This is a genomic window from Pantoea sp. MBD-2R (assembly GCF_039134845.1).
GTDB lineage: Bacteria > Pseudomonadota > Gammaproteobacteria > Enterobacterales > Enterobacteriaceae > Erwinia.
In genome coordinates, this window is the sequence record NZ_CP152417.1 from 2,431,826 (window position 1) to 2,455,871 (window position 24,046).

Sequence of the window (24,046 nt, forward strand, 5' to 3'; positions counted from 1 at the left end):
TGATGCCAGCCGCTGCCGTTGTTCGCAGTACATGGGGGAAGCGTATAACGCGAACCCTTCATGGAAAAATCACCCGTGAAATTGATCATTACATTCATACGCTGGCGCACCAGCCACGCGGTATTAGCGGACAGGCGCAAGCTATAAAACAGATAAAGGCTTCCTGCAGGTCTAAGCACTCGCCAAAGCTCAGCGAGAAATTCATCCAGCCAGGTCAGGTAATCTTCTCCTGTTTCCTACTGGCAATCCTGTGCAGCCGATTTGACCAGATAATTTGGCGGGTCAGTTTTGGTGATTAAGGGGTGCGCCGTAGTGACCACTCTTAGCAGGCTACAACACTTTTAGCGTAACGCAGTTGAATTATTTATATTAATTGCAAATTTTTCGAAGGCGGTGGCGTTGCCGCGTTTAGAGCAATTACCAGGAGGGAGAAAGGAAGTTCCGGTCATGCGATTTTTTATAAAATTAAGCCATGGAAAGAAATTTTCTTATGAATCATAACGACGAAGCATATTCTTTCTTTAAAGATATAAACATTAAAATACATCCATGGATGATGATTTTCTCCTGTCTGTGGTTTGCAGCAACAGCGTGTTATATGTTGTTTGCCTTTTTCGGTCTGATTTTACCTTAGTTTCAGCATGGCCCGTGTCAGGGCCATTTTCTATTCTATATATGAGTGCATCAGAATCTGAACATAAAGGCCGTGCGCGGCATTTTTAGTCTGGGCTTACGATTTATAGCGCGCCTGGAACGTGTCCTCATCCTGCCACGGAGCTGATAACATAAGCATGCTACGCCCCTAACCGGGTAAGCTTGTTCAGTAAATTCGAACATCGGCCTCAGAATATTGCACTATCACTGAGAGATGTTTACCCATAAAGTGTAAAGCATTGAGCGGAAGCCCTTCCGCGTAACGCACAGGAAATTATCATGAGCAAAGTTTTAGTTCTGAAATCCAGTATTCTCGCCGGTTATTCTCAGTCCAACCAGCTGGCTGACCACTTTATTGCAGAGTGGAAAACCGCTCATGGCAGCGATGATATTGTCGTTCGCGACCTGGCCGCCAATCCAATCCCGGTACTGGACGGCGAGCTGGTTGGCGCGCTGCGCCCTTCTGATGCAACCCTGACTCCACGTCAGCAGGAAGCGTTGGATCTGTCGAATGAGCTGATTGCTGAAATTCAGGCTGCTGATACCGTAGTGATCACTGCGCCAATGTATAATTTCAATATCCCTACCCAGCTGAAAAACTATTTCGACCTGGTTGCCCGCGCTGGCGTGACGTTCCGTTACAGCGAAAACGGCCCGGAAGGCCTGATCACCGGTAAAAAAGTGGTGGTCATTTCCAGCCGTGGCGGCATCCACAAAGATACCCCAAGCGATCTGCTGACCCCTTACCTGAAGCTGTTCCTGGGCTTCCTGGGCATGAGCGACGTTGAGTTCGTCTTCGCTGAAGGCATCGCCTATGGGCCAGAAGTAGCGACCAAAGCGGCTAACGATGCAAAAGAAGCGCTGAAGCAGATCGTTGCTGCCTGAGATTTTTCCGTTCCGGGTGCCTGCTTCAGGCAGTTAACCTGAGATGAAGACCGAACCCTCTGCCAGCCCTGCTGTCAGGGGGTTTTTTGCAGGTTATCCTGATTTTTTAACAGCGTTTTTACATCGTCATCCGCTTTAATTCGAATGTCGTGCTCGATTTTGACGTTCATGTTGATGGTAATCGGCTCTTTCGGCGCCGCCACTTCAATACGCGGAACGCAGCCGCTTAGCAGCAGTACGCCGACCGGCATCAGCAGAATGCATTTCATTCAGTGTTTTCCTTGTTGCGATGGCAGAGTGGCGTGCTGCTCCAGCCATGATTGCAAATTATCGCCGTAACGCAGGCTGCGCCAGAGCTGGAAAAGATTTTCCTGCTGCGTATAGTTGAGTGAAACACGCTGGTTTTTATCACTGAAACGACTGGTGCCATTGACCTGCGCCTTCAGGTTCATCAGTCCCAGCCTGGTGATATCAAGCGTGGCCCAGCTGCGGGAAATCTCCATATAGCGCAGCCAGTCCATTGCTGCGCCGGCGGCAATATTATTGGCCGCAAGCGTGTCGGCAAAATCCTTATCCAGCCGAACGGTCAGCGGACCATTATTGGCGATCCAGCCGCCTTCAACCAGCCAGTGCGGATTGTCCAGCCACAGCGGCAGCGCCGCATTGACATGGCCAGACATAGCGATCTGCTTCGGTTTTATTGCCGTTACCAACTCGCTCATACTGATGTTTTTCAGGCGCAACGTCGCCGCTTCCCGCTGCGGCATTTGCAGGCTGACAAGCGTCATCTGCCCACCCAACACATCGACGCTAACGTTCGTTAAACGCAGCGGCTGACGAGCGTTCCATGGATACCAGCCCTGTAAATCGGCGGTGATATTATGCAGGGAGAACTGGTTTTTGACCTCCGCAATACGCAGCGATACCGGCCCTTTGGCGCCGAAATACCACTGGTGGTCTTTAAACCTGAACGGCAGCGAAAAATTGATCCCGTTAATACTGTTATCCGGCATCCACAGGCTGCCGCTGTTCACCACCCAGTGACCGCCTGCGGTAAATCCTTCACTGGCTGCCGAAAACGCCACCTGGGCTTTCAGCGTTCCGTGCTGAATTTTCATTTTTAAATCTTCACTTAGCAGCGACTGAAACGCGGTGAGATCCTGTTGAGGCCACCACGCCTGACCGCGCAGGCGTTCCCCATCCCACCGGCCGCGTACTTTTATCGGGCCGGTTGGCGGTGCGTCCAGATCGCCAGTGAACTGAAAAGTGGAAGGATCGACACCTTTTACGGCAATCAGTAGCGTGGCTGGCATCAGATACCCGCCGTTGCTGAAGTGGGTTTGCTGCGCCTCCAGGCGAAACTTTCCGGTGAATGCAGGATGCTGTTCATTGCGCTGCCAGCGTACCGGCGCGGTCAGGGTTAGCCTTGGATCCTGAACGTTAACGCTGCCGTAATTGATGTGATTAAAGCCGGTTGACAGTGACGCCAGCTCAATCAGCTGGTCCTGCCAGCGTCCCTGACCTTTCACATCCCAGGCTGCCGCCAGCGGCGCCAGTACCCCGTTTCCCCAGTAACGCCAGCGCCATTCACCTTTATCCGGCCAAAAATCGCTGGCCCGGCCATCCAGATGCAGGCGGAACTGGCCCCTCTGTGGGTCGTGCGCGGAAAGAATTGCCTGAAGCCGCCCGTCAATGCCGGCAGAGGAGACGTTGATACCGGAGAGCGGCCAGCGGGCTTCATCCACTTCCAGCGTAGAGAGCATACGTCCGCGCATCCGTAAAAGCGCACCGGGTTTGATATGCAAGAGGGGATCGAGCAGCGGCCCCTGCACGCTGCCCGGTATGCCGGCAAAGAAGAGCAGTCGGGCTAGTTTGCTTTCACCGGTCAGGCGAAACGGCAGCTCGCTGTCGGTCCAGTCCAGGCGGCCAGGCCCCAGCGTTAACACCACGTTCCCCTTTCCGCCGCGCCCCTGGGTCAGGACGTTCAGCCGACCGGTAATCTCAGTCGCAGACAGCCCTTTCTGCCAGTGCTGTAATGCCAGCGTGATGCCGCCCGAGACCGGCTGTGCGGCGTACGGCCAGCGCCATCTCCCCTGATCCAGGGTGATTTTATCCGCAGAAACCTGCCACGGCAGCAATGCCAGCGGTTCCGTCTCATCGGTCGGCTTTAGCATCAGTTCCCCTCGATCCTGCTGCCAGCGCAGCGTGGCTTTTAAGGGTGTGGGGATCTGCTGCAAAGCCAAATCAGCGCTCAAAATGCCGCTGGCGGGAAGCGTGTCAGGAATCTCAGGCAGCATCAGCGTTCCGCTCAGGTTCACAGGCTGCGTGAGCGCAGCAGCCGTTAGCGTTAGCGAGTGCAAAATGAGCTGCTGCCCCTGTAATTCCGCCTCAAGTGACAGGGATTTTCCCCGATAGGTTATTCGCTGCCGATCATCAACGTTAAGCGTCAGGGAACCCGCCCAGGTTTGCCAGGGGCTAACAAGCAGCCGATCGACAGTGACGGTCGCTTTGGGCAGCATCGCCTGCCATTCAGCCAGGGAACGCGGTGCTGTTGGCTGTGAAGGCGTGGCAGGCAACTGGCTGAAACAGGCACTGTTGATCTCGACCTGGCGGGCATGTAACAGCCAGCGGCCCGCTTTATGACTCAGTACCGGCTCGTTTACGGCAGCCAGCTCGCAATCTTTTACCCGGTAGTGGATAGCGGGCAGCTGAAGCCCTGCTGTTCCCCACACCGGGCGGCCCTCCAGGGAGAGCGTTGTTGTGGCAGGCAGCCAAAAACCCGCCAGTCGGGGAAGCCACCAGCTCAGGTTAAAAAAGGCCACCACCGGTAGCATCAAAATCAACAGCGCTGCAATCAGCCCTTTTCCGCCCCGGCTCATGACCGTTAATCCGCCCCATCCGTGAATATCATCAGGGTAAATGATGTCACGTTACGCGCGGCGGGAGAAGTTTTTAACCTGAAATTCATGCGTTAAGCATTAATTTTTCTGGTATAAACCCGGCTTCCACGGCTTAATGAGAACTATTATTAACCTTGAGCCTGGTTATATTTTCTTTACGGTCACAGGAGAGAAAGCATGAAACTCGCGGTTTACAGTACCAAGCAGTATGACCGGAAATACTTTGAGCAGGTGAACGAAAGCTATGGTTTTGAACTGGAGTTTTTCGATTTTCTGCTGACCGAACGTACGGCTAAAACGGCTACCGGCTGTACGGGCGTCTGTATTTTTGTTAATGACGATGGCAGCCGGGCCGTGCTGGAAGAGCTGGCTGCATTAGGGATCACATTTATTGCGCTACGCTGTGCGGGCTTCAATAACGTCGATCTTGATGCAGCGAAAGAGCTGGGGCTAAAAGTCGTACGCGTCCCGGCCTACTCGCCGGAAGCGGTAGCCGAGCATGCTGTCGGCATGATGATGACGCTTAACCGGCGGATCCATCGCGCTTATCAGCGAACCCGTGACGCCAATTTCTCTCTGGAAGGGCTGATTGGCTTTAATATGCATGGCCGTACCGCAGGAATTATTGGTACGGGAAAAATCGGCCTCGCGACTTTACGTATTCTAAAAGGCTTTGGCATGCGGCTGTTAGCCTTTGATCCCTATCCGAATCCTCAGGCGCTGGAGCTGGGCGCAGAATATGTTGATATCAAAACCCTGTTCCGTGAATCGGATGTCATTTCCCTGCACTGCCCGCTGACGCCGGAAAATAACCACCTGCTGAATATGGCGGCGTTTCAGCAAATGAAAGATGGCGTGATGATTATTAATACCAGCCGTGGTGGGCTGATTGATTCACAGGCGGCGATTGATGCCTTAAAACTGCAAAAAATCGGCTCGCTGGGGATGGACGTGTACGAAAACGAACGCGACCTGTTCTTTGAGGATAAATCTAATGACGTTATTCAGGATGATGTTTTCCGCCGGCTCTCTGCCTGCCATAACGTCCTGTTTACCGGACATCAGGCTTTTCTGACGGCGGAAGCGCTGACCAGCATCGCGAAAACGACGCTGGAAAACCTGAAGCAGCTGGAAAAAAATCAGCCTTGTGACAATGAGCTTACCGCTCAGAGCTGACTTACGGGCCGCCGGGCAGAGCCCGCCCAATCATTTTATTGCCGGAAAGCTAGCGGGCGCAGGTGCCGCTGGCGAGGGCATTTTCACCGCAGCGTCGACCATTAGCCAGCTGGCACATCCCAACGGCGCTGCCGTCAAGCTGGCGGGATAACGCCAGCGTGCCCCCGGCGCTGGCACAGGTGCTGGCGGCCAGTTCGGACATCATGACTTTTGGAACGTGCGCGCTGGTAGCCTGTTGCGGCGGTTCGTTGTCGGTATTGCTGCTACAGCCAGCCAGCAACAACGCGCAACCAGCTAACAGAAAGGTCGCTGCTTTCATTCAAAAAACTCCGGGATCAATGGACAGGGCGTGGGTCAGAATAAGCCATGAATTCTTATGGGTCGAGCGCTGTCACGAATATTTACTAAATAAAAAAATTCGAATGCAATAGCCACCGCTCTTATTTTTCCTTACCCTCTTTTAACAGGCTGTAGTTATTGAGTTTTACAACGAACTGAAAAGTCTATTTCAGTACCGGTGAATGTCCGGCAAAGGTATTAACAGTAAAGGAGAACAGGATGACCGATAAACATGTGCGTATCGTGGCGAAATTTACCGCCAGGGCGGGCAAAGCTGAAGAGCTGAAAAAAGTGCTTAATGCTGGCGTCAAACCCGCTCGCGCTGAAGAAGGCTGTGTGCATTACGATCTGTATCGCAGCGTGGAAGATGGCAACGTGTTTCTGTTTCATGAAACCTGGAAAGACGCCCAGGCCGTGGATGTCCATGGCAAACAGGCCCACTTCCTCACCCTGATGGCCGATGCCGAACCGCTGCTGGCCCAGCCGCCTGAAGTGATTAAGTTCTGAAACGTGCCGTCATAAGTGATCAATACGGCAAAACTAACCCCAGCCTGGCTGGGGTTAATTGTTTTATTTCAGCAGACGCGCCCGGCAGGATTTCCCTTTGATTTTCAGCTGCTGTAGCTGATTCATCACCTTACGTACGCTGTCATAACGAATCGCTACGTACGCCTGAGTCGGCCCGATATCAATTTTGCCGATAAGATCGCCGCTCAGTCCCGCTTCACCAGTCAGCGCTCCCAGGATGTCTCCCGGGCGAATTTTTGCCTTACGGCCGCCGTCCAGGCTAAGCGTCGCCATCGCGGCTGGCAACGGTTTTGCCGCCACGGACTTCAGTTCTGACAGGCTGTGCCAGCTCAGCTTTTGCTGTAAGAAATCTTCCAGCGCGTGAGCGCGGATCATTTCATCTGCCGCGACAAAACTTACCGCTGTTCCCTCTTCTCCGGCACGCGCAGTACGCCCGATACGATGAACGTGCACTTCCGGATCGAATGAAAGCTGATAGTTCACCACCATCGCCAGAGACTTGATATCTAATCCGCGAGCAGCAACGTCTGTCGCGACCAGCACACGGCAGCTGCCGTTAGCAAAACGGATGAGCACCTGATCGCGGTCGCGCTGTTCTAAATCGCCGTGCAGCGCCAGCGCGCTAATCTGACTGTTTTCCAGTGCCGCGGCAATATCGTCGCATTCGCGTCTGGTATTGCAGAACACCACGCAGGAAGGAGGCTGGCGATCGCTTAGCAGGCCAATTAGCGCGGTGAGTTTTTCACGCGGGCTTGCTTCATAGAACCGTTGTTCAATGGCGGGCAGATCGGAAACCACGTCCGTTTCCACGCTTAATGGATCGCGTTGAATACGCTGGCTGATTTGTGCAATATCCTGCGGCCAGGTTGCCGAGAACAGCAGCGTCTGACGGGCAGATGGCGTATGGCCGATAATGGCGTCGATGTCGTCGCGGAAACCCATTTCCAGCATGCGATCGGCTTCGTCCAGCACCAGGGTAGTAAGGCTGTTCAACTGTAGCGTTTCACGCTTCAGGTGATCCAGAATGCGTCCCGGCGTACCGACCACGATGTGTGGCGCATGCACCAGAGAATCGCGCTGAGCGCCCATCGGCTGTCCGCCGCAAAGCGTCAGAATTTTAATATTGGCAGTGAAACGCGCCAGACGACGCAGCTCTTTAGTCACCTGATCCGCCAGCTCACGCGTTGGGCAAAGCACCAGCGACTGGGTAACAAATTGGGTGGCGTCAATACGCTGCATCACGCCCAGGCCAAAAGCAGCCGTTTTGCCGCTGCCGGTTTTCGCCTGCGCACGAACGTCTCGCCCTTCGAGGATCGCCGGAAGCGAAGCTGCCTGAATTGGGGTCATGGTAAGGTAGCCCAGCTCGTTCAGATTCTCGATCTGGCTGGCGGGCAATGAAGTCAGGGTTGAAAAAGCGCTCACAAATTACTCTCTGAAAAAACCGGAGGAGGGATTGGCGCTGAGTGTAGCAGAAAACCCCTCCCCGATCGTCACCAACAGCAACTGATTTAGCCTGAAAAAAGTGAGTAGAGTGGCTGCATACAGCATCTTCTGATTACGCTTATTGCCAGATAATGTTCTGTTGCAGCTAAATCAATTCCCGTATTACTACCCGAATGTCTGTCAGATATTTGTCACATCAATAAACATGGCTTTATCGATGTTAGTGGAAGAAACCGTTGCTTCCGTAAACGCGTATTCTTCCCGCTCGCCTTCACGATCCAGCGGCAGATTTTCAAAGTCGAACAGATTGCGATCCGCCAGCTGGCTTGGGCTCACGTTCTGGATAGACTTGAAGACGCTTTCCACCCGGCCCGGATCTTTTTTATCCCATTCGGACAGCATCGCTTTGATTGACTGGCGCTGGAGATTTTCCTGCGAACCGCAGAGGTTGCACGGGATAATCGGGAAGTTTTTCTCTTCCGCATAGCGGATTAAATCTTTTTCACGGCAGTAAGTCAGCGGCCTGATCACCACGTTACGTCCGTCGTCAGAGCGTAGCTTTGGCGGCATCGCCTTCATGCGCGCGCCATGAAAAATATTGAGGAACAGCGTTTCGACGATATCGTCGAGATGGTGTCCCAGCGCGATTTTAGTGGCGCCGATTCGCTCAGCGAAGGAGTAAAGCGTGCCACGACGCAGCCTTGAGCATAATCCACAGGTCGTTTTGCCTTCAGGGATCTTCTCTTTCACCACTGAATAGGTGTCCTTATCGACGATGTAATAAGGAATGTTCAGCGTTTCAAAATAGTCTGGCAGAATGTGTTCCGGGAAACCGGGCTGTTTCTGATCGAGATTAACCGCCACCACATCAAACTTGATGGGCGCAACTTTCTGCAAATTCAACAGGATATCTAACATTGCAAATGAATCTTTGCCGCCGCTCATGCAGGCCATAACCACATCATTTTCTTCAATCATGTTGTAGTCGATGATGGCGTTGCCAACGTTTCTTCTGAGGCGCTTCTGGAGTTTGTTGAACTCAAGCGATTCTTTTCTTGTATCTGTTTGATTCATAGCTAATTTCACAACGACCGATAAAACCGGCTGTAGATTTCCTGGTTAGGCACTAAGTTGGCGCGGATTATACGGGTTTTTCGGAAAGGTGGGAATATCACTGGGTGGCCGGATGCGGATCCGGGGCCGGTTCACAGTATGACGTCAACCGGCCAGCCTTTACTTACATATGCAGCGGTGGATCGGTAATCGGATCCGGGACATCCGGTGGCGGATCGGGCATGGGCTGGGGCGTCGGGATAGGTTCGGGAATCGGAACGGGGTCTGTTGGGACCGGGTCAGACGCGCGTGGATTTTCCAGTGTGCTATATGACATCTCTTCCTCCTCAGACGTGACAGGAATTATAAGCATAGGCACGTCACGGAGCGCTGGCAAATGCGCAAAAAAAAGCCGGCTTGCGCCGGCCTGTATGAATTAAATGTGCTATGCAATAATTCAAAAAAGGAAGTAAGACAATATGGAGCGCAACGCCCATCGCTTGACGTTGCATTCACCTGCGAAAGAGAGTTTGCCTTAGGTGAGCAGGGATTTTATTGATGTCGATCAGCTTTAATCCCCCTTTTCCGCCTTTCGTCGCTTTGCGCCGTCCGCTTTTACAGCCATTTACGTCGATGTAACCACCAGGCAACGCCCATCACCAGTACCACTAACAACAGGCAAAACGTACTGAACCCATAATGCCAGTTGCCGCCCGGAATACCGCCCAAATTCACGCCAAACAGTCCGGTGAGGAAGGTTGTTGGCAAAAATACCATCGCCAGAAGCGACATGGTATAGGTTCTGCGGTTCATCGCTTCTGCCATCACCGTACTAATTTCATCCGCCAGCACGGCGGTGCGGGCTACGCTGGCGTCCAAATCGTCCAGGCCACGCCCGAGCCGGTCGGAAATATCCTGCATCCGGCGACGGTCGTCATCGCTCATCCACGGCAGCCGCTCGCTGGCAATTCGCGAAAACACGTCACGCTGCGGCGCCATGTAACGACGCATGATGATCAGCTGTTTACGAATAAGCGCCAGCTCGCCTCGTGGCGGAACCTGCTGCTCGACAACGGCATCTTCCAGCTCAATTATTTTGTCGTGTAATTCTTCAATGAACTCGCTGGTGTGATCATTCAGCGCATCGCACACTTCAACCAGCCAGCTTCCGCCATTAACCGGCCCATTACCGTTTTGTAAGTCAGTCAGCACTTCGTCGATGGCAAAAACCTTGCGTTGCCGGGTCGACACAATCAGCTTATCGTTAATAAATACCCGAATAACCACCAGCTGATCGGGACGCGACTCGCTGTTGAGATTGACGCTGCGCAAGGTGATCATGGTTCCATCACCCAACCGATTCACACGTGGGCGCATACTGTCGCCCCCTAATGCATCCCGCACCGCATCAGGGATCAGCGGCGTTGACATCAGCCAGTCCGCGCTTTCACGATGGGTATAGTTGAGATGCAGCCAGCACGGCTGGTCACAATTAATCACGTCTTTATCATCAATGGGAATCAACCCGCCTTTGCCATCCAGCTGGCAGGAAATGATGGCATCTGACACCTGTAAAGCTTTACCTTCTATGACGTCCACAGCCGCTCCACGTTTCTTTATTTCAATGAGATACAGTCTAGCCTGACCGACTGCTGATGCAAAACACCCTTCTCACTTGCGAATGTTGAAAAAAAGCGCAACCGGGACATAAAATCCGATCGGGTTCACGGATCGGGCACGTACCGTTATCCATTACTTGTTATTTTCGCGCAGCCAGGGAAATATCCCGTCAGCTAAACAGGATTGTGACTGTTCAATCAGGCAAAACCTAAACCGCTTAGTGTGCCATACCGGCACTGATAAGCGGTTTAGGTTTTTTTTTGCTTTTAATTCAGCAATATACCGCGACATCCGTTTCAGGAGCCTCATTATGGAATATCAGCAGCTGGCCCAACAGATTTTACGAGGCGTGGGCGGCAGGGAAAACGTTCAGTCTCTGGTTCATTGCGCCACACGTCTGCGCTTCAAACTAAAAACAGCGGCAAAAGCAGACACTCAACATCTGAAGCAGAACCCCGGCATTATTACCGTTGTCGAGAGCGGCGGTCAGTATCAGGTCGTCATCGGCAATCACGTTAGCGAGGTCTGGCAGGCGTTATTAAACGAAGGCGTAAGCGAAGGCGACTCCACGACGGAAACACAGGAAAAACAAACGCTGTTTGCCCGTTTTATTGATATCGTTTCCGGGATTTTTACCCCTTTTCTTGGCGTTATGGCCGCTTCCGGTGTTTTAAAAGGGTTGCTGGCACTGGCGCTGGCGACCGGTCTGTTAACCGAGCAGAGCGGCGGATACAAAATTTTGTTCGTCGCCAGCGATGCGCTGTTCTATTTCTTCCCGGTCGTGCTGGGGTACTGTGCCGGCAAAAAGTTTGGCGGCGATCCCTTTATTTGCATGGCGATCGGTGCCGCCCTGATTCATCCAGTCATGCTGGAAGCCTTTGTTCAGGAACAGACAGGCCTGGCACCGATGCGTTTTTTTGGCGTGCCGGTGGTGTTGCTGAATTACGCGTCTTCCGTAATTCCCATTATTTTTGCCGCCTGGACTTCCTGCCTGATCGAGCGGACCATTAACCCACGCATGCCAGGCGCGATAAGAAACTTTGCCACGCCGTTAATCTGCCTGATAGTGGTTATCCCACTGAGCTTTCTGCTGATTGGTCCACTTGCCACCTGGCTTAGCCGCCTGCTGGCCAACGGCTACGTGTTGATTTACGGTCTGAGCCCGCTGGTGGCGGGACTGTTTCTCGGCGGTTTCTGGCAGGTATTGGTGATTTTCGGGCTGCATTGGGGTTTGGTGCCGCTAATGATCAACAATCTCAGTATTCATGGCCAGGATACTATGCTGCCTCTGCTACTTGCGGCAGTAATGGGCCAGGCGGGTGCGACATTAGGAGTGATGCTGCGTACGCGTGATGCAAAATTGAAAGGCATCGCGGCGTCAGCATTTAGCGCCAGCCTTTTCGGCGTCACCGAACCGGCCGTTTACGGCGTAACGTTGCCAAACCGTCGCCCATTTATTTTTGGCTGTATCGGCGGCGCGCTGGGCGCTGCCCTCATTGGCTTTTACCAGACAAAAGTCTTTTCATTCGGCCTTGCCAGTATTTTTAGCGTTTTCCAGAGCGTCCCCAAAGCGGGCATTGATGCAACTGTTTACGCACTTATTGCTGGCTCGACGCTGGCGCTGGTTTTTGCGGCTCTCAGCACTTGCTTCTTTGGGCTAAGCAAAACAGCACCGCAGGCGGGTTCCCCTTCACTCGCCACGCCACGGGGTATGCCAACAGATGCCCTCCTCCGCACCTTATCAATCAGCAGTCCGATAGCCGGCAAAGTGGTGCCTTTGAGCGAAGTGCCGGATGAAACCTTTGCCAGCGGGCTGTTAGGCAAAGGCGTCGGCATCGTCCCCAGCAAGGGGCGGGTCTTGTCGCCGGTTAACGGGAGCGTGGCGTCACTTTTCCGCACCGGCCACGCTATTGGCTTACTTAGCCATGAGGGCGTAGAACTTTTAATCCACGTAGGATTGGATACCGTTAAGCTCGATGGCAAACACTTCACTGTCCACGTCAAACAGGATCAACCGGTATGCTGCGGCGATCTGTTGATTGAATTTGATATCGCCGCCCTTCATCAGGCCGGTTATGAACTGACCACGCCGATCGTTATTACTAACAGTGATGATTATCTGGACGTGCTTCCCGTTAATTCGCAGCAAGAAACCGCAGAAAATATGCCCTTACTAAGCCTGATCGTTTAACCGCTAACAAGGAGTTGCAGATGACCACGCGTTTTCCGGACACGTTTCTATGGGGCGGTGCGATAGCCGCCAATCAGGTTGAAGGTGCCTGGCAGGAAGAAGGAAAAGGCCTGTCGACCTCCGATTTACAACCCGAAGGTATTTTTGGCAAGCGCGTTGAGCGCAAGCCGGGTGATTTCAGTATTAAAGATGTTGCCATCGATTTTTATCATCGCTATCCGCAGGATATTAAGCTATTTGCGGAAATGGGGTTCACCGTGCTGCGTATTTCCATCGCCTGGACGCGTATTTTCCCGCAGGGCGACGAAAGCCAGCCAAACGAAGCGGGCCTGGCATTTTACGATCGTCTGTTTGCCGAAATGGCAAAATACAATATTGCCCCGATGGTGACCCTTTCGCACTATGAAATGCCTTACGGACTGATTAAAAATTATGGTGGCTGGGGCAACCGCAAAACCATTGGCTTTTTTGAGCACTATGCCCGAACGGTATTCCAGCGCTACAAAGACCGGGTTAAATACTGGCTGACCTTTAATGAAATCAACATGTCATTGCATGCCCCTTTTACCGGCGTGGGTCTACCCGAAGAGAGTGACAAACAGGCTGTCTATCAGGCTATCCATCATCAGCTGGTCGCCAGCGCGCGAGCGGTCAAGGCCTGTCATGAAATTGTCCCCAATGGGAAAATTGGCAATATGCTGTTGGGCGGCCTGCTTTATCCGCTCAGCTGTCGTCCGGCTGACATGCTGGAAACGCTGCAAAAAAATCGTGAGTGGCTGTTTTTTGGCGACGTGCAGGTACGCGGCTACTATCCCGCTTACATGAAACGCTTTTTTAAAGAACAGGGCATCACGCTTGCGATCGATGCTGAAGATAAAATCGATCTCCGGGAACCGGTCGATTATATCTCCTTCAGCTACTACATGACGGGCTGCGCCACCGCTAAAGAAAATCAGGATCGGCTGCGCGGTAATATTCTGGATATGGTGCCAAACCCGCATCTGCCCGCCTCTGAATGGGGCTGGCAGATTGACCCGCAGGGCTTGCGCCTGCTGATGAACACCCTTTATGACCGCTACGAAAAACCGCTGTTTATCGTCGAAAACGGCCTTGGCGCGCTTGATAAACAGGAAGCCTGCGGCAGCATTAACGATCATTACCGCATCGCCTATCTTAATGACCACCTGGTCCAGGTCCGCGAAGCTATTGAGGATGGCGTGGAGGTTTGGGGATATACCAGCTGGGCCCCCATAGACCTGGTTAGCGCCTCAAAAGCCCAGCTGTCTAAACGTTACGGATTTATTTATGTCGATCGTGATGACGACGGTAACGGTACGCTCGAACGTAAAAGAAAAAAAAGCTTTTACTGGTATCAGGAAGTCATTAAAAGCCAGGGCGAGTCACTGAAATAGTGTTTTCACGGCAGAATCATCTGCCGTGACCTTAATGGAAACTATTTTATCGGATCTGTTTCTATTTAGCGGATGAGATAAGGAATAATCAATGAAAAGGACCTCGCTAACGGCTTACTCCAGCAATCTTATTGCCTGGACGTTGTTAATCAATCTTTTTACCGCTGGCAGTGCTGTTGCTGATGAACAATGGCAAGGCGTTGCGTTGGGCTTTATGCCGCCGCAAACAGGATTATTGGGTGATATGGCTGGGATAAAACCCATCCTGGAAGAAAACGGCTTTCATTATAACCTCGGCTATTTAAGTCAGGTTTCTTATAATGCCGCAGGAGGATATAACCATGAGCCTCATGCGGCTTATATCGATCAATTTTCACTGACATTCCAGCAGGATCTTGCCGCGTTGACCGGTATTCCTGATGCAAAAATTGAAGGAAATATTGTTAACCGTAATCATGACGACAGCCTGACTACCCGACGATTGCAGGATCCTCGTGCCAATATCAGTGACATTTCTCAGGAAAGTTCAGGTCGCGGTTCTGTAACCCGTCTTGGCTGGCTGACATTTGCGCGCACGTTTAATCATCAGCGTCTTCACTGGCGAATCGGCATGATGAACAAGGTGCAGGATTTTGATCAAATTATCCCCTGTGATTTTCAGCTGCTGTCCCAGTGCGGTGGCAAATCTGCCTACGCTTTAACCTGGTATAACTGGAACGTGCACTATTGGGGAACGACTCTGCAATATAAGCTTAACGATGAACTCACCTTAAAAGCGGGATTGATGGAGCAAAATCCGCACAAGCAGGAACGCAGCCAGGCCTGGAGCGGGTCAACCAGAGGCAGCAAGGGGCTTCTGGTTCCGGTTGAACTGGAATTAAAAACCCATGTAAATGCCTTACCCGGCGCTTATAACCTCGGCCTGTTATTTACCAATGCCGGACAGCAGGATCTTTATAGGGGTAAGTCTGGCAGCACCGGCGCGGACGATCCGCTGGGCTATCGAAACCATAACCGCACCTGGTTTTTTTACGGCGGGCTTAACCAGCAGTTGACCCGCCATGGTGATGATGCGTCACGTGGACTGAGTACCTCCTGGAGCATTGGGGTAAGCGACAAGCGCTCAAACTACCTGCGTCTGAATGTCGCGGCCTCACTGCGTTACCACGGGCTGATGGATGCCAGACCCGATGACTGGATTGGTTTTGGCGCCAGCTGGATTGAAATAAGCGACGATTACCGTCGCGACAGGCAATATCGTAATCAGCTACAGGGTGTAAGTGATTACAGTGACCCACGTTATCTGCCTCTGCCGGGGCACGCATTGAATGCAGAGCTGTATTACCGTGTACAGGCGACAAGCTGGCTGCAACTTCAGCCCGGTATTCAATACTGGCATCGCCCTGGTGGATTTAAAGAAACGCAGGATGCCTGGGTGACAGGCCTCAAAACGGTGGTGAAATTCTGAAGGCTATTCGCAGCGGCATGTCGATGGATACCGCTGCACTTTGCAGCATGAACGTGTGCGTCCCACACATTGCAGGTTGCCACCCATCGCCCGCAGACGTGGTGTGACGAGGGGCATTAGGCCTCATCTTCGCTTTCTTCGAGCGCCAGTGTTTCTTTACGCACACGTTCAATATGGATGGTGAGGAACATGCGTTCTTCCGTGCCAAGCGCGTAGTCATAAGTTTTAATCACATGCCGGTCGATTTTCTCCACGCATCGGTAGGCTTGCGGGTAGCGGCTGCGTACCACGTCATGGAGTGACACATCGTCACTGACCACTCCCTGCTTACCCAATATTCGCTGAGCAAAAAATTTCAGATGCGTAACAAAACGGTTATAGCTGAGAGAGTCCGGCTGATAGGTGATTTGTAGCTGGTATTTTACGATATCGAGGATTTGCTGCATAAAGCGGGTGATATACATCACCTCCGGCATCTCGCTGTGCAGCTGAGCATTGATCAGATGCAGCGCGATAAACCCCGCTTCATCTTCTTCAAGCCTTACGTCTAAGCGCTGAAAAATAATCTCCAGCGCTGCCAGCCCAATCGCATATTCACGAGGATAGAGGGAACGGATCTCCCAGCGCAGCACATTACGCAGAGGGAGGTTTTCCCGCTGGCGCTGCACGGCAAAATTAATATGATCGGTCAGGCCTATCGCCAGGCTTTCGTGGAGATTGCCTGCAAACTCTTTACGGGCAAGCGCGATGATACACTCGCTGGTGGTGACGACTTCGATGGGGATTTCCAGCAGCAGTTCACCCAGTCGGCCGATCAATTCAGAACTTTGCAGCGCAAATGTTTTCTCCACGCACAGTGGGTTAATTTCCTCGCCCGCACTTTTATGAAAAGCCAGCCCGCGCCCCATAACAACCTGTTCCTTTCCCTGTGCGTCATGCACTATTGCAACGTTATTATTCAGTATCTTGATTATTTTCATATCCCGGCCTGCAATGAAAAAAAAACCTGACGCCGGACGTTTATCCGGCTGTCAGGTTTTGCCTGCAGCGAAGCAGTAACAATCCAGCTGCTACCTTAATCCAATCTCATGAGAGCTCAAGCCTCCAGAAATGGAACTGTGATATGCTTCGAAAATTACTGTCTAATCAGCTATGTAGCGTTGCCGGGCATTTTGCTGCTTCCAGCTTTTTCAGCTCACTCATCCGTTCATTCGCATGTTTTTGCGCCAGTCCTTTCGCCACACCGTTGCCAATGCCGAAATCGCCAATAAAGCCAAGAACCGTCAGGCCATCAAATTTTCCTGTTTTGTCAATCTGCGCCTGGATCTCCTGCTGGCTGGCGATCGCCTTCTCTACGGCCGGGCAATCCAGCGTGGTTTTTTGCACCGCGCTAACCGGCGGTGAAGCAGGATAACGTTTTAATGCACAACCCGTGAGCAGCAGTGAAAGACAAAGCAGAGCACACACTTTAACCATAAAACACCTGACCGAAAGAATGAAAACCTTATAGGAAACGCTATTATCAGGCATTTTATTAATAACGATGCGTTACAAAGGCGTATAAAGCGCACGTTAATTAATCAATAACCGATCGGCGCGCCATCCCCGCCCGGGTTAAAATCTTGCCCACAACCGGAGATGACTCACTGATTATGCTTAAGAATGTACATCGTTCGGCTGTAGGCCATATCTTCCGGGTTGGTAATCGGATATCCCTTCACCCATGGCTTGATCAACCGTCCATTGGTGTACTGATATAACGGTGCAATTGGCACCTGGTCAGCAATAATTTTTTCGGCGCGGTTATAGTCCTCATTACGGGAATCGCTGTTAGTTTCACGGCTGGCCTTCGCCAACAGCGCGTCGTACTCCGCACTGTTGAATTTAGCGATATTCCCGCTATGGCTGGCAGTTAGCAGGCTGAGAAAGGTGGAGGGTTCGTTATAATCACCGACCCAGGAAGCACGGATCACATCAAAATTGCCACTGTTGCGGCTGTCAATGTAGGTTTTCCATTCCTGATTTTGCAGCTTCACGTTGACCCCAAGGTTCTTTTTCCACATTGAGGCTACTGCAATGGCGATTTTTTGATTATTTTCAGAGCTGTTGTAGAGCAATATCAGATCCAGCGGATGATCAGGCCCATAGCCTGCCGCCGCCAGCAGCATTTTAGCCTGGGCGTTCAGCTCTTGTTGTGAATGCTGCTCCAGGAAGCCGGGCTGTGGCCTGAAACCGGCCGTGACATCTGGCGTAAAGTGCCAGGCCGGTTTTTCACCGGTGCCTAACACCTTTTCAGCAACGATCTTTCTGTCGATGCTCCATGAAAGCGCCTTACGCACCCGCACGTCAGCAGTTGGACCTTTTACGGTATTGAACGCGTAATAATAGGTGCCCAGCTGATCTGGCGTGTAGACCTCACCCGGGATCTGTTTTTTCAGCAGCGCATACATATTTTTGGGAAATGATTCGGTGATATCAATATCGTTAGCCCGATAACGTTTGGTGGCGCTCGATTCTTCATTGATTGGCACAAAGGTGACTTTATTTAACACGCTGTGAGCGTTGTCCCAATAATGTTCGTTACGCACCAGCACCAGTTTTTCGTTAACAACGCGCTCCTGCAATTTATAAGCGCCATTCCCTACCATATTGCCCGGCTGTGTCCAGGCCTGGCCGGATTTTTCAATCGCCTTTGCCGAAACGGGGTACAGACTGAAATTGGACGTCAGGCCGAGGAAATACGGTACGGGTTTATCCAGCATGACTTTCAGCCGGCGATCGTCCAGCGCCACCACGCCAAGTTTATCGGGTGACATCTCGCCTTTGGTAATCGCGGCGGCGTTTTGCATACCGGCTAATTCAGCAAACCAGGCAAAAGTGGAACCAACTTTCGGATCGACCAGCCGTCGCCAGCTGTAAACAAAATCGTTCGCCGTAACCGGTTCGCCGTCTGACCAGCGTGCATCTTTACGCAGAGTGAAGATCCATGTCTGGTTATCCGTCGTCTGCCATTGCGTCGCCACGCCCGGCACACTATTTCCTTTAGCGTCCTGGTTAGTCAGCCCTTCAAACAAATCACGAATAACCTGAATTTCAGGTAACCCGACAGCTTTCGCCGGATCGAGCGAAGCGGGTTCATCTTTGATATGCCGAACAATTTGTTGTACGGCAGCCAGGTCAGCGCCCGGCGGCACTTCAGCGGCATAAAGTGCGCCACTGGCCGCCATCGCCAGTAATGCCAGAGATAATTGAAAAGAATTGTGCATCAGGAAACCTCGCTAAATGCTTAAGAGCTAACAGTCGCACTTTAACGCAAATCGTTGATCGCCAGACACTCTTTTTCCATTGCTTTGCGCAACGGATCGAACTGCGCTTTTTTTCTGCTGAAATTTAAGCTAGCGTTAGCAAAACTTTTCGGGAGTTAAGTTATGTCGCGGATCCATCCACGTAGCGCGCGGGGAAAGCTGGAGATCGAATGTAAGATTTACGGGCACAGCGTGCTGGGCGCACCGCTGCTTTGGTTCCCAGCCCCCCTGGCAGATAGCGACAGCGGGCTGATCCTGGCTGGCACGCATGGCGATGAGGCCGCCGCAGTCGTCACGCTTTCCTGTGCTTTACGAACTTTGCAGCAGGAACACCGTCGACATCATGTGGTGCTGGCCGTTAATCCTGATGGCTGCCAGCTGGGTTTACGGGCTAACGCCCATGGCGTCGATTTGAATCGTAACTTTCCGGCAGCGAACTGGCAGTCTGGCGAGACGATTTATCGCTGGAACAGTGCGGCAGAAGAACGCGATGTGCGGCTCTCAACCGGCGACCGCGCAGGTTCTGAGCCGGAAACCCAAGCCCTTTGCAGCCTGATTTATCAGCTTAAACCGGCCTGGGTGGTCTCCTTTCATGAACCGCTGGCCTGTGTTGAAGATCCGCACAGCAGCAAACTGGGCGAATGGCTGGCAGAGAATATGTCGCTGCCGCTGGTGACAACCGTAGGCTATGCCACGCCAGGCTCCTTTGGCAGCTGGTGTGCCGATCTGAGCCTGCCGGTGATTACCGTTGAACTGCCGCCGGTTTCTACAGACGAGGCCAGTGAAAAGTACCTTATGGCAATGGTAGATTTACTGAGCAAGCCCTCAGGAGAGGGTTATTCTGCCGCAGCTAAAGGGTAAAGCGGGGTCAACATCCGCCGCGAGCCACGTTGGGCCGTCTAAATCCACGAAGCGAGCCGAGTTTACTAACGGAAGCGCAGCGCTGATTGCACGGGATGTACATAGCATACAGCCGAGCATCACCTCAAAACCGGCGGCTTTTGCCGCCTGCACCAGCGCCAGCGCTTCGGTCAGGCCGCCCGTTTTATCCAGCTTGATATTCACCATCTCATAACGCCCTTTTAGCGCGGGCAGATCGGCTCGCGTGTGGCAGCTCTCATCAGCACAAATGGGTAAGGGATGGATAAAGTTTTCCAGCATGGCATCGTCTGCGGCGGGAAGCGGCTGTTCAAGCATCACCACGTTTAGATCGGCCAGCAGCTGGCATCTCGCCGCCAGCCCTTCACTGTGCCAGGACTCATTTGCATCCACAATCAGCGTAGCTTGCGGTACTGCTGTTCGTATCGCCACCAGCCGCTCGGTGATCAGCGAATTATCGAGTTTGATCTTCAGTAATCGTGCGCCGTTTTGCCACAATGCCAGCGCGCTGCTGGCCATCACTTCCGGCATTTCAATACTAACGGTTTGTGCCATCTCGATAATCGCTGGCGGTGTGGCACCGGTCAGTCGCCACAGGTCGCTATTTAGTTTACGGGCCTGAAGATCCCACAGCGCTGAGTCGATAGCATTACGAGCGCTTCCTGCGGGCAGCAGCGACTGAAGCTGTTCACGCGTCAGCCCCTGCTCCAGCGCATTAATCAGTAAGGCGATTTGCGCCAGCACCGATGCTTCGGTCTCACCATAGCGTGGATAGGGCGTACATTCTCCAATGCCTTTGATCCCTTCCTCTTCCACTTCTACTACCACAACGCCCGCTTCACTGCGCGCGCCACGCGCAATAGCAAACGGCGTATGCAACGGCCATGTTTCCGGATATACCTTCACTGCTCTCATCAACGGATCCTTAAAGAAGAGAAAGAATTGCTACCACAATACCTTAGCCATTGTGGCCGCATTTGCGTAATGAACAAGCTCAGGGCAGGTTTTTTCTGGGTGAGTTAGCCTGTATGGCTTACACTCAGAACAATGTTTACCGTGCATATAAGGAAAGATTATGTCTCAGACAGTACTTTTTCAGGGTAATCCGGTGCCTGTCGCCGGTCAAATCCCCACTCCGGGTCAGGCTGCGAAGCCGTTTACGCTGGTCGCAAAAGACTTTTCCGACGTTCCTCTTTCCCATTTTGCGGGCAAGCGTAAGGTGCTGAATATTTTTCCCAGTATTGATACTGGCGTTTGTGCCGCCTCGGTACGTAAATTTAATCAGCTTGCGGGCGAAATGGATAATGCGGTTGTGCTGTGCATCTCCTCCGATTTGCCGTTTGCCCTGTCGCGTTTTTGTGGTGCCGATGGGTTGAACAACGTCGTGACGCTTTCAACACTGCGTGGTGCGCAATTTAAAGAGGACTACGGTGTGGCGATCAGCGATGGCCCGCTTGAAGGGCTGGCTGCACGTGCGGTAGTGATCCTCGATGAACAGGATCGTGTCTTATACAGTCAGCTGGTTGAAGAGATCGCCACCGAGCCGGATTATGACGCCGCGCTTGCTGCACTAAAGTAAAGCACTAAGGCCAGTCGATGACTGGCTTTTTAAAAAAATTTGATTAACAGAAACAATACGCAAATTTAAATTAGTGAGTCACCGGTTTAACTAAATCAAGGCCAACACCAAGACGCACCGCATGGCGGGCATTGGTTACACCCAGTTTTTTGACAATATTTGCCATATGGAATTTAACCGTTGTCGTTTTAATTCCTAAAATAATTCCCGTTTCAAGATAGGTTTTACCTACGCTTGCCCAGTAAAGGATTTCGTTTTCGCGATCGGTGAAAAGGTTTTTATTAACTGAATGCAATTCGTTATTTTCAGAAAGCATCATCAGCGCCAGATACCGTTCATGTACGGTGGTAAGCAGAATGTTAATATCGCCCCGATGCTTGAAAAGAAAATCCTCGATTTCGTTTCTCCGTTCAGGATCGATAACAAAAGAGAGTGTTGCCATGTTGTTTTTATAATCATGCAAAACAAACGTATAGCCATTTTTCACATTATGATTTTTTGCTTTATCGAATATGCCCGGCGAGCAAAATTTATTATCCGTTTCTGTTTTTTCATCCCACAGGAATGGCGTCAACCGGTTAAGCGCGTTAATAACAACAGGATCGGTAAAGTGCAAACTTTGTTCCTGATAGGTTTTCACCCACTCTTCTGGATAATTGGTTGCAAAAAACTGCACAGACATTTTGTTTTTTGACAGCACAACATATGCCCATGTGAATTCTCCCAGCTTACCTAATGCTGAAGCTAAATTATCTTCAATTACTTTCTGAATATCCATTAACGAAGCTTCTCCCGATAATTCCCTGAATTTACCTGCAACCCAATATTGACTGTCGTACGCCTGAATCAAAGCCCAGGCCTTGCGGCCGGGGCTGTGTCGTTAATCGATATATTATTGCCGGCTGGCATGACGATGCTTTTTACACGGTTTCAGAAAAAAATTTTCCCGCGCTATTTCCCTTCACCCTCGCCTTTCTTCTGGCTCAGACCATATTCACGCAGCTTATTCGCAATCGCGGTGTGGGAAACGCCCAGCCGTTTAGCCAGCTTGCGCGTGCTGGGATAAGAGAGATACAGTCGGGTCAGCACTGACCGTTCAAAACGGCTGGTGATGTCATCCAGCGATCCTTCCATCGCCTCTTCGCCCAGCGGCATATCCGTAGCAAATTCCGGTAGCACGATATCCTGTGGACGCAGTTCATAGCCTTCCAGCTGAGTCAACGCGCGGTAAAGCGCATTTTTTAACTGACGAACGTTGCCCGGCCAGGTGTAGCGGCTGAGAAACGCATTGAGCTGCGCGGAGAGTTTCGGTCGGGCAACGCCCTGCTCGTCGGCAAAGCGAGCGACAAACATTTCCGTTAACGGCAGGATATCCTGGGGACGTTCGCGCAGCGGCGGCAGATTGAGCGTAAGCACGTTAAGGCGGTAAAAAAGATCTTCGCGAAACTCGCCGCGATGCACCATCTCGGTAAGATTTTTTTGTGTGGCGCAGATTACGCGCACATCAACTTTGACCTCATGTTCTTCGCCCACCCGCCGGAAGGTACCGTCGTTAAGGAAACGTAGCAGCTTGGTTTGCATACGTGGCGTCATTTCGCCAATTTCATCCAGCAGAACCGAACCGCCGTTCGCCTGTTCAAAAAAGCCTTTTTTGCCTTCCAGCGCGTTCGGGTAGGCGCCTGCGGCATGACCGAACAGTTCGCTTTCAGCAACGTCATCCGGCAGGGAAGCACAGTTCAGCGCCAGGAACGGTTTCTTACCGCGCGCACTGCGTAAATGACAGGCACGCGCGAGCATATCTTTGCCCGTACCGGTATCACCGACAATCAGCAATGGCGCATCCAGCATCGCCAGCTTGCGCGCCTGATCCACCACCTGACGCATTTTAGGGGTAACCGCAACAATGTGCTGAAACTCGCTGTCGTCATTTACCGCCAGGTTTTGCAGCTGCTGTCCCATTCTGGCCGTTGATTTCAGCATCACCACAGCGCCTACCGGGTTACCCGGCTGCTCATTTTCTCCCGGCGCGAAAATCGGGGTAATTTCCATCAGGAAATCGCGTCCCTGAATCACAACATGGTGGGCCTGAGGCTCAATGCGCTCGCTTTCCAGCCAGCGCTGAAAATTAAAACCAGCAATCAGCGCACCGGCACCAAAATTGCGCATTTTGTCTTCGTTAAGTGAAAACAGCGCCTGCGCCGCAGGGTTTGCCAGCTCCACTTTGCTTTTCAAATCAATGGAGAAAACCGGCTCAGGCAAGGCGATTAGCAGCGCGCTGAGGGCACGATGCTCCCGCTCGGAAGGTAAAAATGCAATGGTGCGCACGTCCGTCACGCTGGGAATACGGCGAATTTCTGCCATCAGCTGGCTGAATTGATCAAACGAAACGGGCGTGAAATTGAGGTAAATACGCCCAATCGGTGCGATCTCGATTCCCCGCAAATCAATGTTTCTTTCTACCAGTAAATCAAGCAGTTCACGGGTCAGACCAAGGCGGTCGTGGCAAAATACTTCCAGACGCATGTAGAGCAACCTTCTTATTGTTCGGGCGATAACGAATAATACTCCATTGGTGCAGGCGTCAGAAGCATTCTGGAATGAAAAGTTGACAGTC

The 24,046-nt window shown here is 52.0% G+C and carries 21 protein-coding genes; 8 read left to right on the forward strand and 13 right to left on the reverse strand.

The window, feature by feature from the left end:
* Positions 1 to 933: 933 nt before the first annotated feature.
* Positions 934 to 1,539 (forward strand): FMN-dependent NADH-azoreductase, encoded by a 606-nt coding sequence (locus AAGQ96_RS11115; RefSeq protein WP_147198068.1) that lies wholly within the window; start codon positions 934 to 936, stop codon positions 1,537 to 1,539.
* Positions 1,540 to 1,613: 74 nt separating this feature from the next.
* On the opposite strand, the gene AAGQ96_RS11120 is transcribed toward AAGQ96_RS11115, so the two are convergent.
* A complete protein-coding gene (locus AAGQ96_RS11120; RefSeq protein ID WP_147198070.1) occupies positions 1,614 to 1,808 on the reverse strand; it encodes a YnbE family lipoprotein in 195 nt (64 codons plus the stop codon).
* Entirely contained in the window at positions 1,809 to 4,418 is a 2,610-nt protein-coding gene (locus tag AAGQ96_RS11125; RefSeq protein WP_342753574.1) for a YdbH family protein, read from the reverse strand.
* Between the two features lie 198 nt (positions 4,419 to 4,616).
* Between AAGQ96_RS11125 and AAGQ96_RS11130 the strand changes: the two genes are divergently transcribed.
* Positions 4,617 to 5,615, forward strand: coding sequence for a 2-hydroxyacid dehydrogenase (locus AAGQ96_RS11130; protein WP_147198074.1), 999 nt, complete (start codon positions 4,617 to 4,619; stop codon positions 5,613 to 5,615).
* A 49-nt stretch (positions 5,616 to 5,664) separates the two neighbouring features.
* Here AAGQ96_RS11130 and AAGQ96_RS11135 read toward each other — a convergent pair whose 3' ends face one another.
* Complete coding sequence (locus tag AAGQ96_RS11135; RefSeq protein WP_147198076.1) at positions 5,665 to 5,934, reverse strand: DUF333 domain-containing protein; 270 nt, start codon at positions 5,932 to 5,934, stop codon at positions 5,665 to 5,667.
* A gap of 239 nt (positions 5,935 to 6,173) precedes the next feature.
* Here AAGQ96_RS11135 and AAGQ96_RS11140 point away from each other — a divergent pair, with 239 nt between their 5' ends.
* Positions 6,174 to 6,461 (forward strand): putative quinol monooxygenase, encoded by a 288-nt coding sequence (locus AAGQ96_RS11140; protein WP_147198078.1) that lies wholly within the window; start codon positions 6,174 to 6,176, stop codon positions 6,459 to 6,461.
* Between the two features lie 63 nt (positions 6,462 to 6,524).
* Here the strand turns inward: AAGQ96_RS11140 and dbpA are convergent, their stop codons facing one another.
* The 4 genes from dbpA to zntB all read right to left on the reverse strand — a co-directional run bounded on the left by dbpA (position 6,525) and on the right by zntB (position 10,577).
* Positions 6,525 to 7,904, reverse strand: coding sequence for an ATP-dependent RNA helicase DbpA (gene dbpA / locus AAGQ96_RS11145; protein WP_342753575.1), 1,380 nt, complete (start codon positions 7,902 to 7,904; stop codon positions 6,525 to 6,527).
* 201 nt (positions 7,905 to 8,105) lie between these two features.
* Positions 8,106 to 8,999, reverse strand: coding sequence for a tRNA 2-thiocytidine(32) synthetase TtcA (gene ttcA, locus AAGQ96_RS11150; RefSeq protein WP_147198081.1), 894 nt, complete (start codon positions 8,997 to 8,999; stop codon positions 8,106 to 8,108).
* A gap of 163 nt (positions 9,000 to 9,162) precedes the next feature.
* Entirely contained in the window at positions 9,163 to 9,315 is a 153-nt protein-coding gene (locus tag AAGQ96_RS11155; protein ID WP_342753576.1) for a hypothetical protein, read from the reverse strand.
* A gap of 278 nt (positions 9,316 to 9,593) precedes the next feature.
* Entirely contained in the window at positions 9,594 to 10,577 is a 984-nt protein-coding gene (gene zntB / locus AAGQ96_RS11160; protein ID WP_147198083.1) for a zinc transporter ZntB, read from the reverse strand.
* Between the two features lie 331 nt (positions 10,578 to 10,908).
* Here zntB and bglF point away from each other — a divergent pair, with 331 nt between their 5' ends.
* The 3 genes from bglF (at position 10,909) to AAGQ96_RS11175 (ending at position 15,669) form a co-directional block, all read left to right on the forward strand.
* Positions 10,909 to 12,789: a PTS beta-glucoside transporter subunit IIABC gene (bglF, locus tag AAGQ96_RS11165; protein WP_342753577.1), complete on the forward strand. Its 1,881-nt coding sequence runs from the start codon at positions 10,909 to 10,911 to the stop codon at positions 12,787 to 12,789.
* A gap of 20 nt (positions 12,790 to 12,809) precedes the next feature.
* Entirely contained in the window at positions 12,810 to 14,201 is a 1,392-nt protein-coding gene (gene ascB, locus AAGQ96_RS11170) for a 6-phospho-beta-glucosidase (RefSeq protein ID WP_342753578.1), read from the forward strand.
* A gap of 91 nt (positions 14,202 to 14,292) precedes the next feature.
* Entirely contained in the window at positions 14,293 to 15,669 is a 1,377-nt protein-coding gene (locus tag AAGQ96_RS11175) for a carbohydrate porin (RefSeq protein ID WP_342753579.1), read from the forward strand.
* Between the two features lie 116 nt (positions 15,670 to 15,785).
* On the opposite strand, the gene AAGQ96_RS11180 is transcribed toward AAGQ96_RS11175, so the two are convergent.
* The 3 genes from AAGQ96_RS11180 to AAGQ96_RS11190 all read right to left on the reverse strand — a co-directional run bounded on the left by AAGQ96_RS11180 (position 15,786) and on the right by AAGQ96_RS11190 (position 18,935).
* Positions 15,786 to 16,649, reverse strand: a complete 864-nt coding sequence (locus AAGQ96_RS11180) for a PRD domain-containing protein (RefSeq protein ID WP_147198093.1) — start codon at positions 16,647 to 16,649, stop codon at positions 15,786 to 15,788.
* Positions 16,650 to 16,815: 166 nt separating this feature from the next.
* Positions 16,816 to 17,145: a hypothetical protein gene (locus AAGQ96_RS11185; protein ID WP_147198095.1), complete on the reverse strand. Its 330-nt coding sequence runs from the start codon at positions 17,143 to 17,145 to the stop codon at positions 16,816 to 16,818.
* A 167-nt stretch (positions 17,146 to 17,312) separates the two neighbouring features.
* Positions 17,313 to 18,935, reverse strand: a complete 1,623-nt coding sequence (locus tag AAGQ96_RS11190; protein WP_342753580.1) for a peptide ABC transporter substrate-binding protein — start codon at positions 18,933 to 18,935, stop codon at positions 17,313 to 17,315.
* A 162-nt stretch (positions 18,936 to 19,097) separates the two neighbouring features.
* On the opposite strand from AAGQ96_RS11190, the gene mpaA reads away from it, so the two are divergent.
* On the forward strand, positions 19,098 to 19,835 hold the full coding sequence (gene mpaA / locus AAGQ96_RS11195; protein WP_342753581.1) for a murein tripeptide amidase MpaA: 738 nt from the start codon (positions 19,098 to 19,100) through the stop codon (positions 19,833 to 19,835).
* Here mpaA and ycjG read toward each other — a convergent pair.
* On the reverse strand, positions 19,800 to 20,768 hold the full coding sequence (gene ycjG, locus AAGQ96_RS11200; RefSeq protein WP_342753582.1) for an L-Ala-D/L-Glu epimerase: 969 nt from the start codon (positions 20,766 to 20,768) through the stop codon (positions 19,800 to 19,802). The genes mpaA and ycjG overlap by 36 nt on opposite strands.
* Before the next feature lie 160 nt (positions 20,769 to 20,928).
* Between ycjG and tpx the strand changes: the two genes are divergently transcribed.
* A complete protein-coding gene (tpx, locus tag AAGQ96_RS11205; protein ID WP_147198102.1) occupies positions 20,929 to 21,432 on the forward strand; it encodes a thiol peroxidase in 504 nt (167 codons plus the stop codon).
* Positions 21,433 to 21,502: 70 nt separating this feature from the next.
* Here the strand turns inward: tpx and AAGQ96_RS11210 are convergent, their stop codons facing one another.
* On the reverse strand, positions 21,503 to 22,210 hold the full coding sequence (locus AAGQ96_RS11210; protein WP_342753583.1) for a LuxR family transcriptional regulator: 708 nt from the start codon (positions 22,208 to 22,210) through the stop codon (positions 21,503 to 21,505).
* Between the two features lie 173 nt (positions 22,211 to 22,383).
* Complete coding sequence (gene tyrR / locus AAGQ96_RS11215) at positions 22,384 to 23,955, reverse strand: transcriptional regulator TyrR (RefSeq protein ID WP_342753584.1); 1,572 nt, start codon at positions 23,953 to 23,955, stop codon at positions 22,384 to 22,386.
* Between the last annotated feature and the right edge of the window lie 91 nt (positions 23,956 to 24,046).

Coding starts and splice junctions, on each gene's coding strand:
- AAGQ96_RS11115 (WP_147198068.1), top strand. CDS start 934: ATGAGCAAAGTTTTAGTTCTGAAATCCAGTATTCTCGCCGGTTATTCT.
- AAGQ96_RS11120 (WP_147198070.1), bottom strand. CDS start 1,808: ATGAAATGCATTCTGCTGATGCCGGTCGGCGTACTGCTGCTAAGCGGC.
- AAGQ96_RS11125 (WP_342753574.1), bottom strand. CDS start 4,418: ATGAGCCGGGGCGGAAAAGGGCTGATTGCAGCGCTGTTGATTTTGATG.
- AAGQ96_RS11130 (WP_147198074.1), top strand. CDS start 4,617: ATGAAACTCGCGGTTTACAGTACCAAGCAGTATGACCGGAAATACTTT.
- AAGQ96_RS11135 (WP_147198076.1), bottom strand. CDS start 5,934: ATGAAAGCAGCGACCTTTCTGTTAGCTGGTTGCGCGTTGTTGCTGGCT.
- AAGQ96_RS11140 (WP_147198078.1), top strand. CDS start 6,174: ATGACCGATAAACATGTGCGTATCGTGGCGAAATTTACCGCCAGGGCG.
- ttcA (WP_147198081.1), bottom strand. CDS start 8,999: ATGAATCAAACAGATACAAGAAAAGAATCGCTTGAGTTCAACAAACTC.
- AAGQ96_RS11155 (WP_342753576.1), bottom strand. CDS start 9,315: ATGTCATATAGCACACTGGAAAATCCACGCGCGTCTGACCCGGTCCCA.
- bglF (WP_342753577.1), top strand. CDS start 10,909: ATGGAATATCAGCAGCTGGCCCAACAGATTTTACGAGGCGTGGGCGGC.
- ascB (WP_342753578.1), top strand. CDS start 12,810: ATGACCACGCGTTTTCCGGACACGTTTCTATGGGGCGGTGCGATAGCC.
- AAGQ96_RS11175 (WP_342753579.1), top strand. CDS start 14,293: ATGAAAAGGACCTCGCTAACGGCTTACTCCAGCAATCTTATTGCCTGG.
- AAGQ96_RS11180 (WP_147198093.1), bottom strand. CDS start 16,649: ATGAAAATAATCAAGATACTGAATAATAACGTTGCAATAGTGCATGAC.
- AAGQ96_RS11185 (WP_147198095.1), bottom strand. CDS start 17,145: ATGGTTAAAGTGTGTGCTCTGCTTTGTCTTTCACTGCTGCTCACGGGT.
- AAGQ96_RS11190 (WP_342753580.1), bottom strand. CDS start 18,935: ATGCACAATTCTTTTCAATTATCTCTGGCATTACTGGCGATGGCGGCC.
- mpaA (WP_342753581.1), top strand. CDS start 19,098: ATGTCGCGGATCCATCCACGTAGCGCGCGGGGAAAGCTGGAGATCGAA.
- ycjG (WP_342753582.1), bottom strand. CDS start 20,768: ATGAGAGCAGTGAAGGTATATCCGGAAACATGGCCGTTGCATACGCCG.
- tpx (WP_147198102.1), top strand. CDS start 20,929: ATGTCTCAGACAGTACTTTTTCAGGGTAATCCGGTGCCTGTCGCCGGT.
- AAGQ96_RS11210 (WP_342753583.1), bottom strand. CDS start 22,210: ATGGATATTCAGAAAGTAATTGAAGATAATTTAGCTTCAGCATTAGGT.
- tyrR (WP_342753584.1), bottom strand. CDS start 23,955: ATGCGTCTGGAAGTATTTTGCCACGACCGCCTTGGTCTGACCCGTGAA.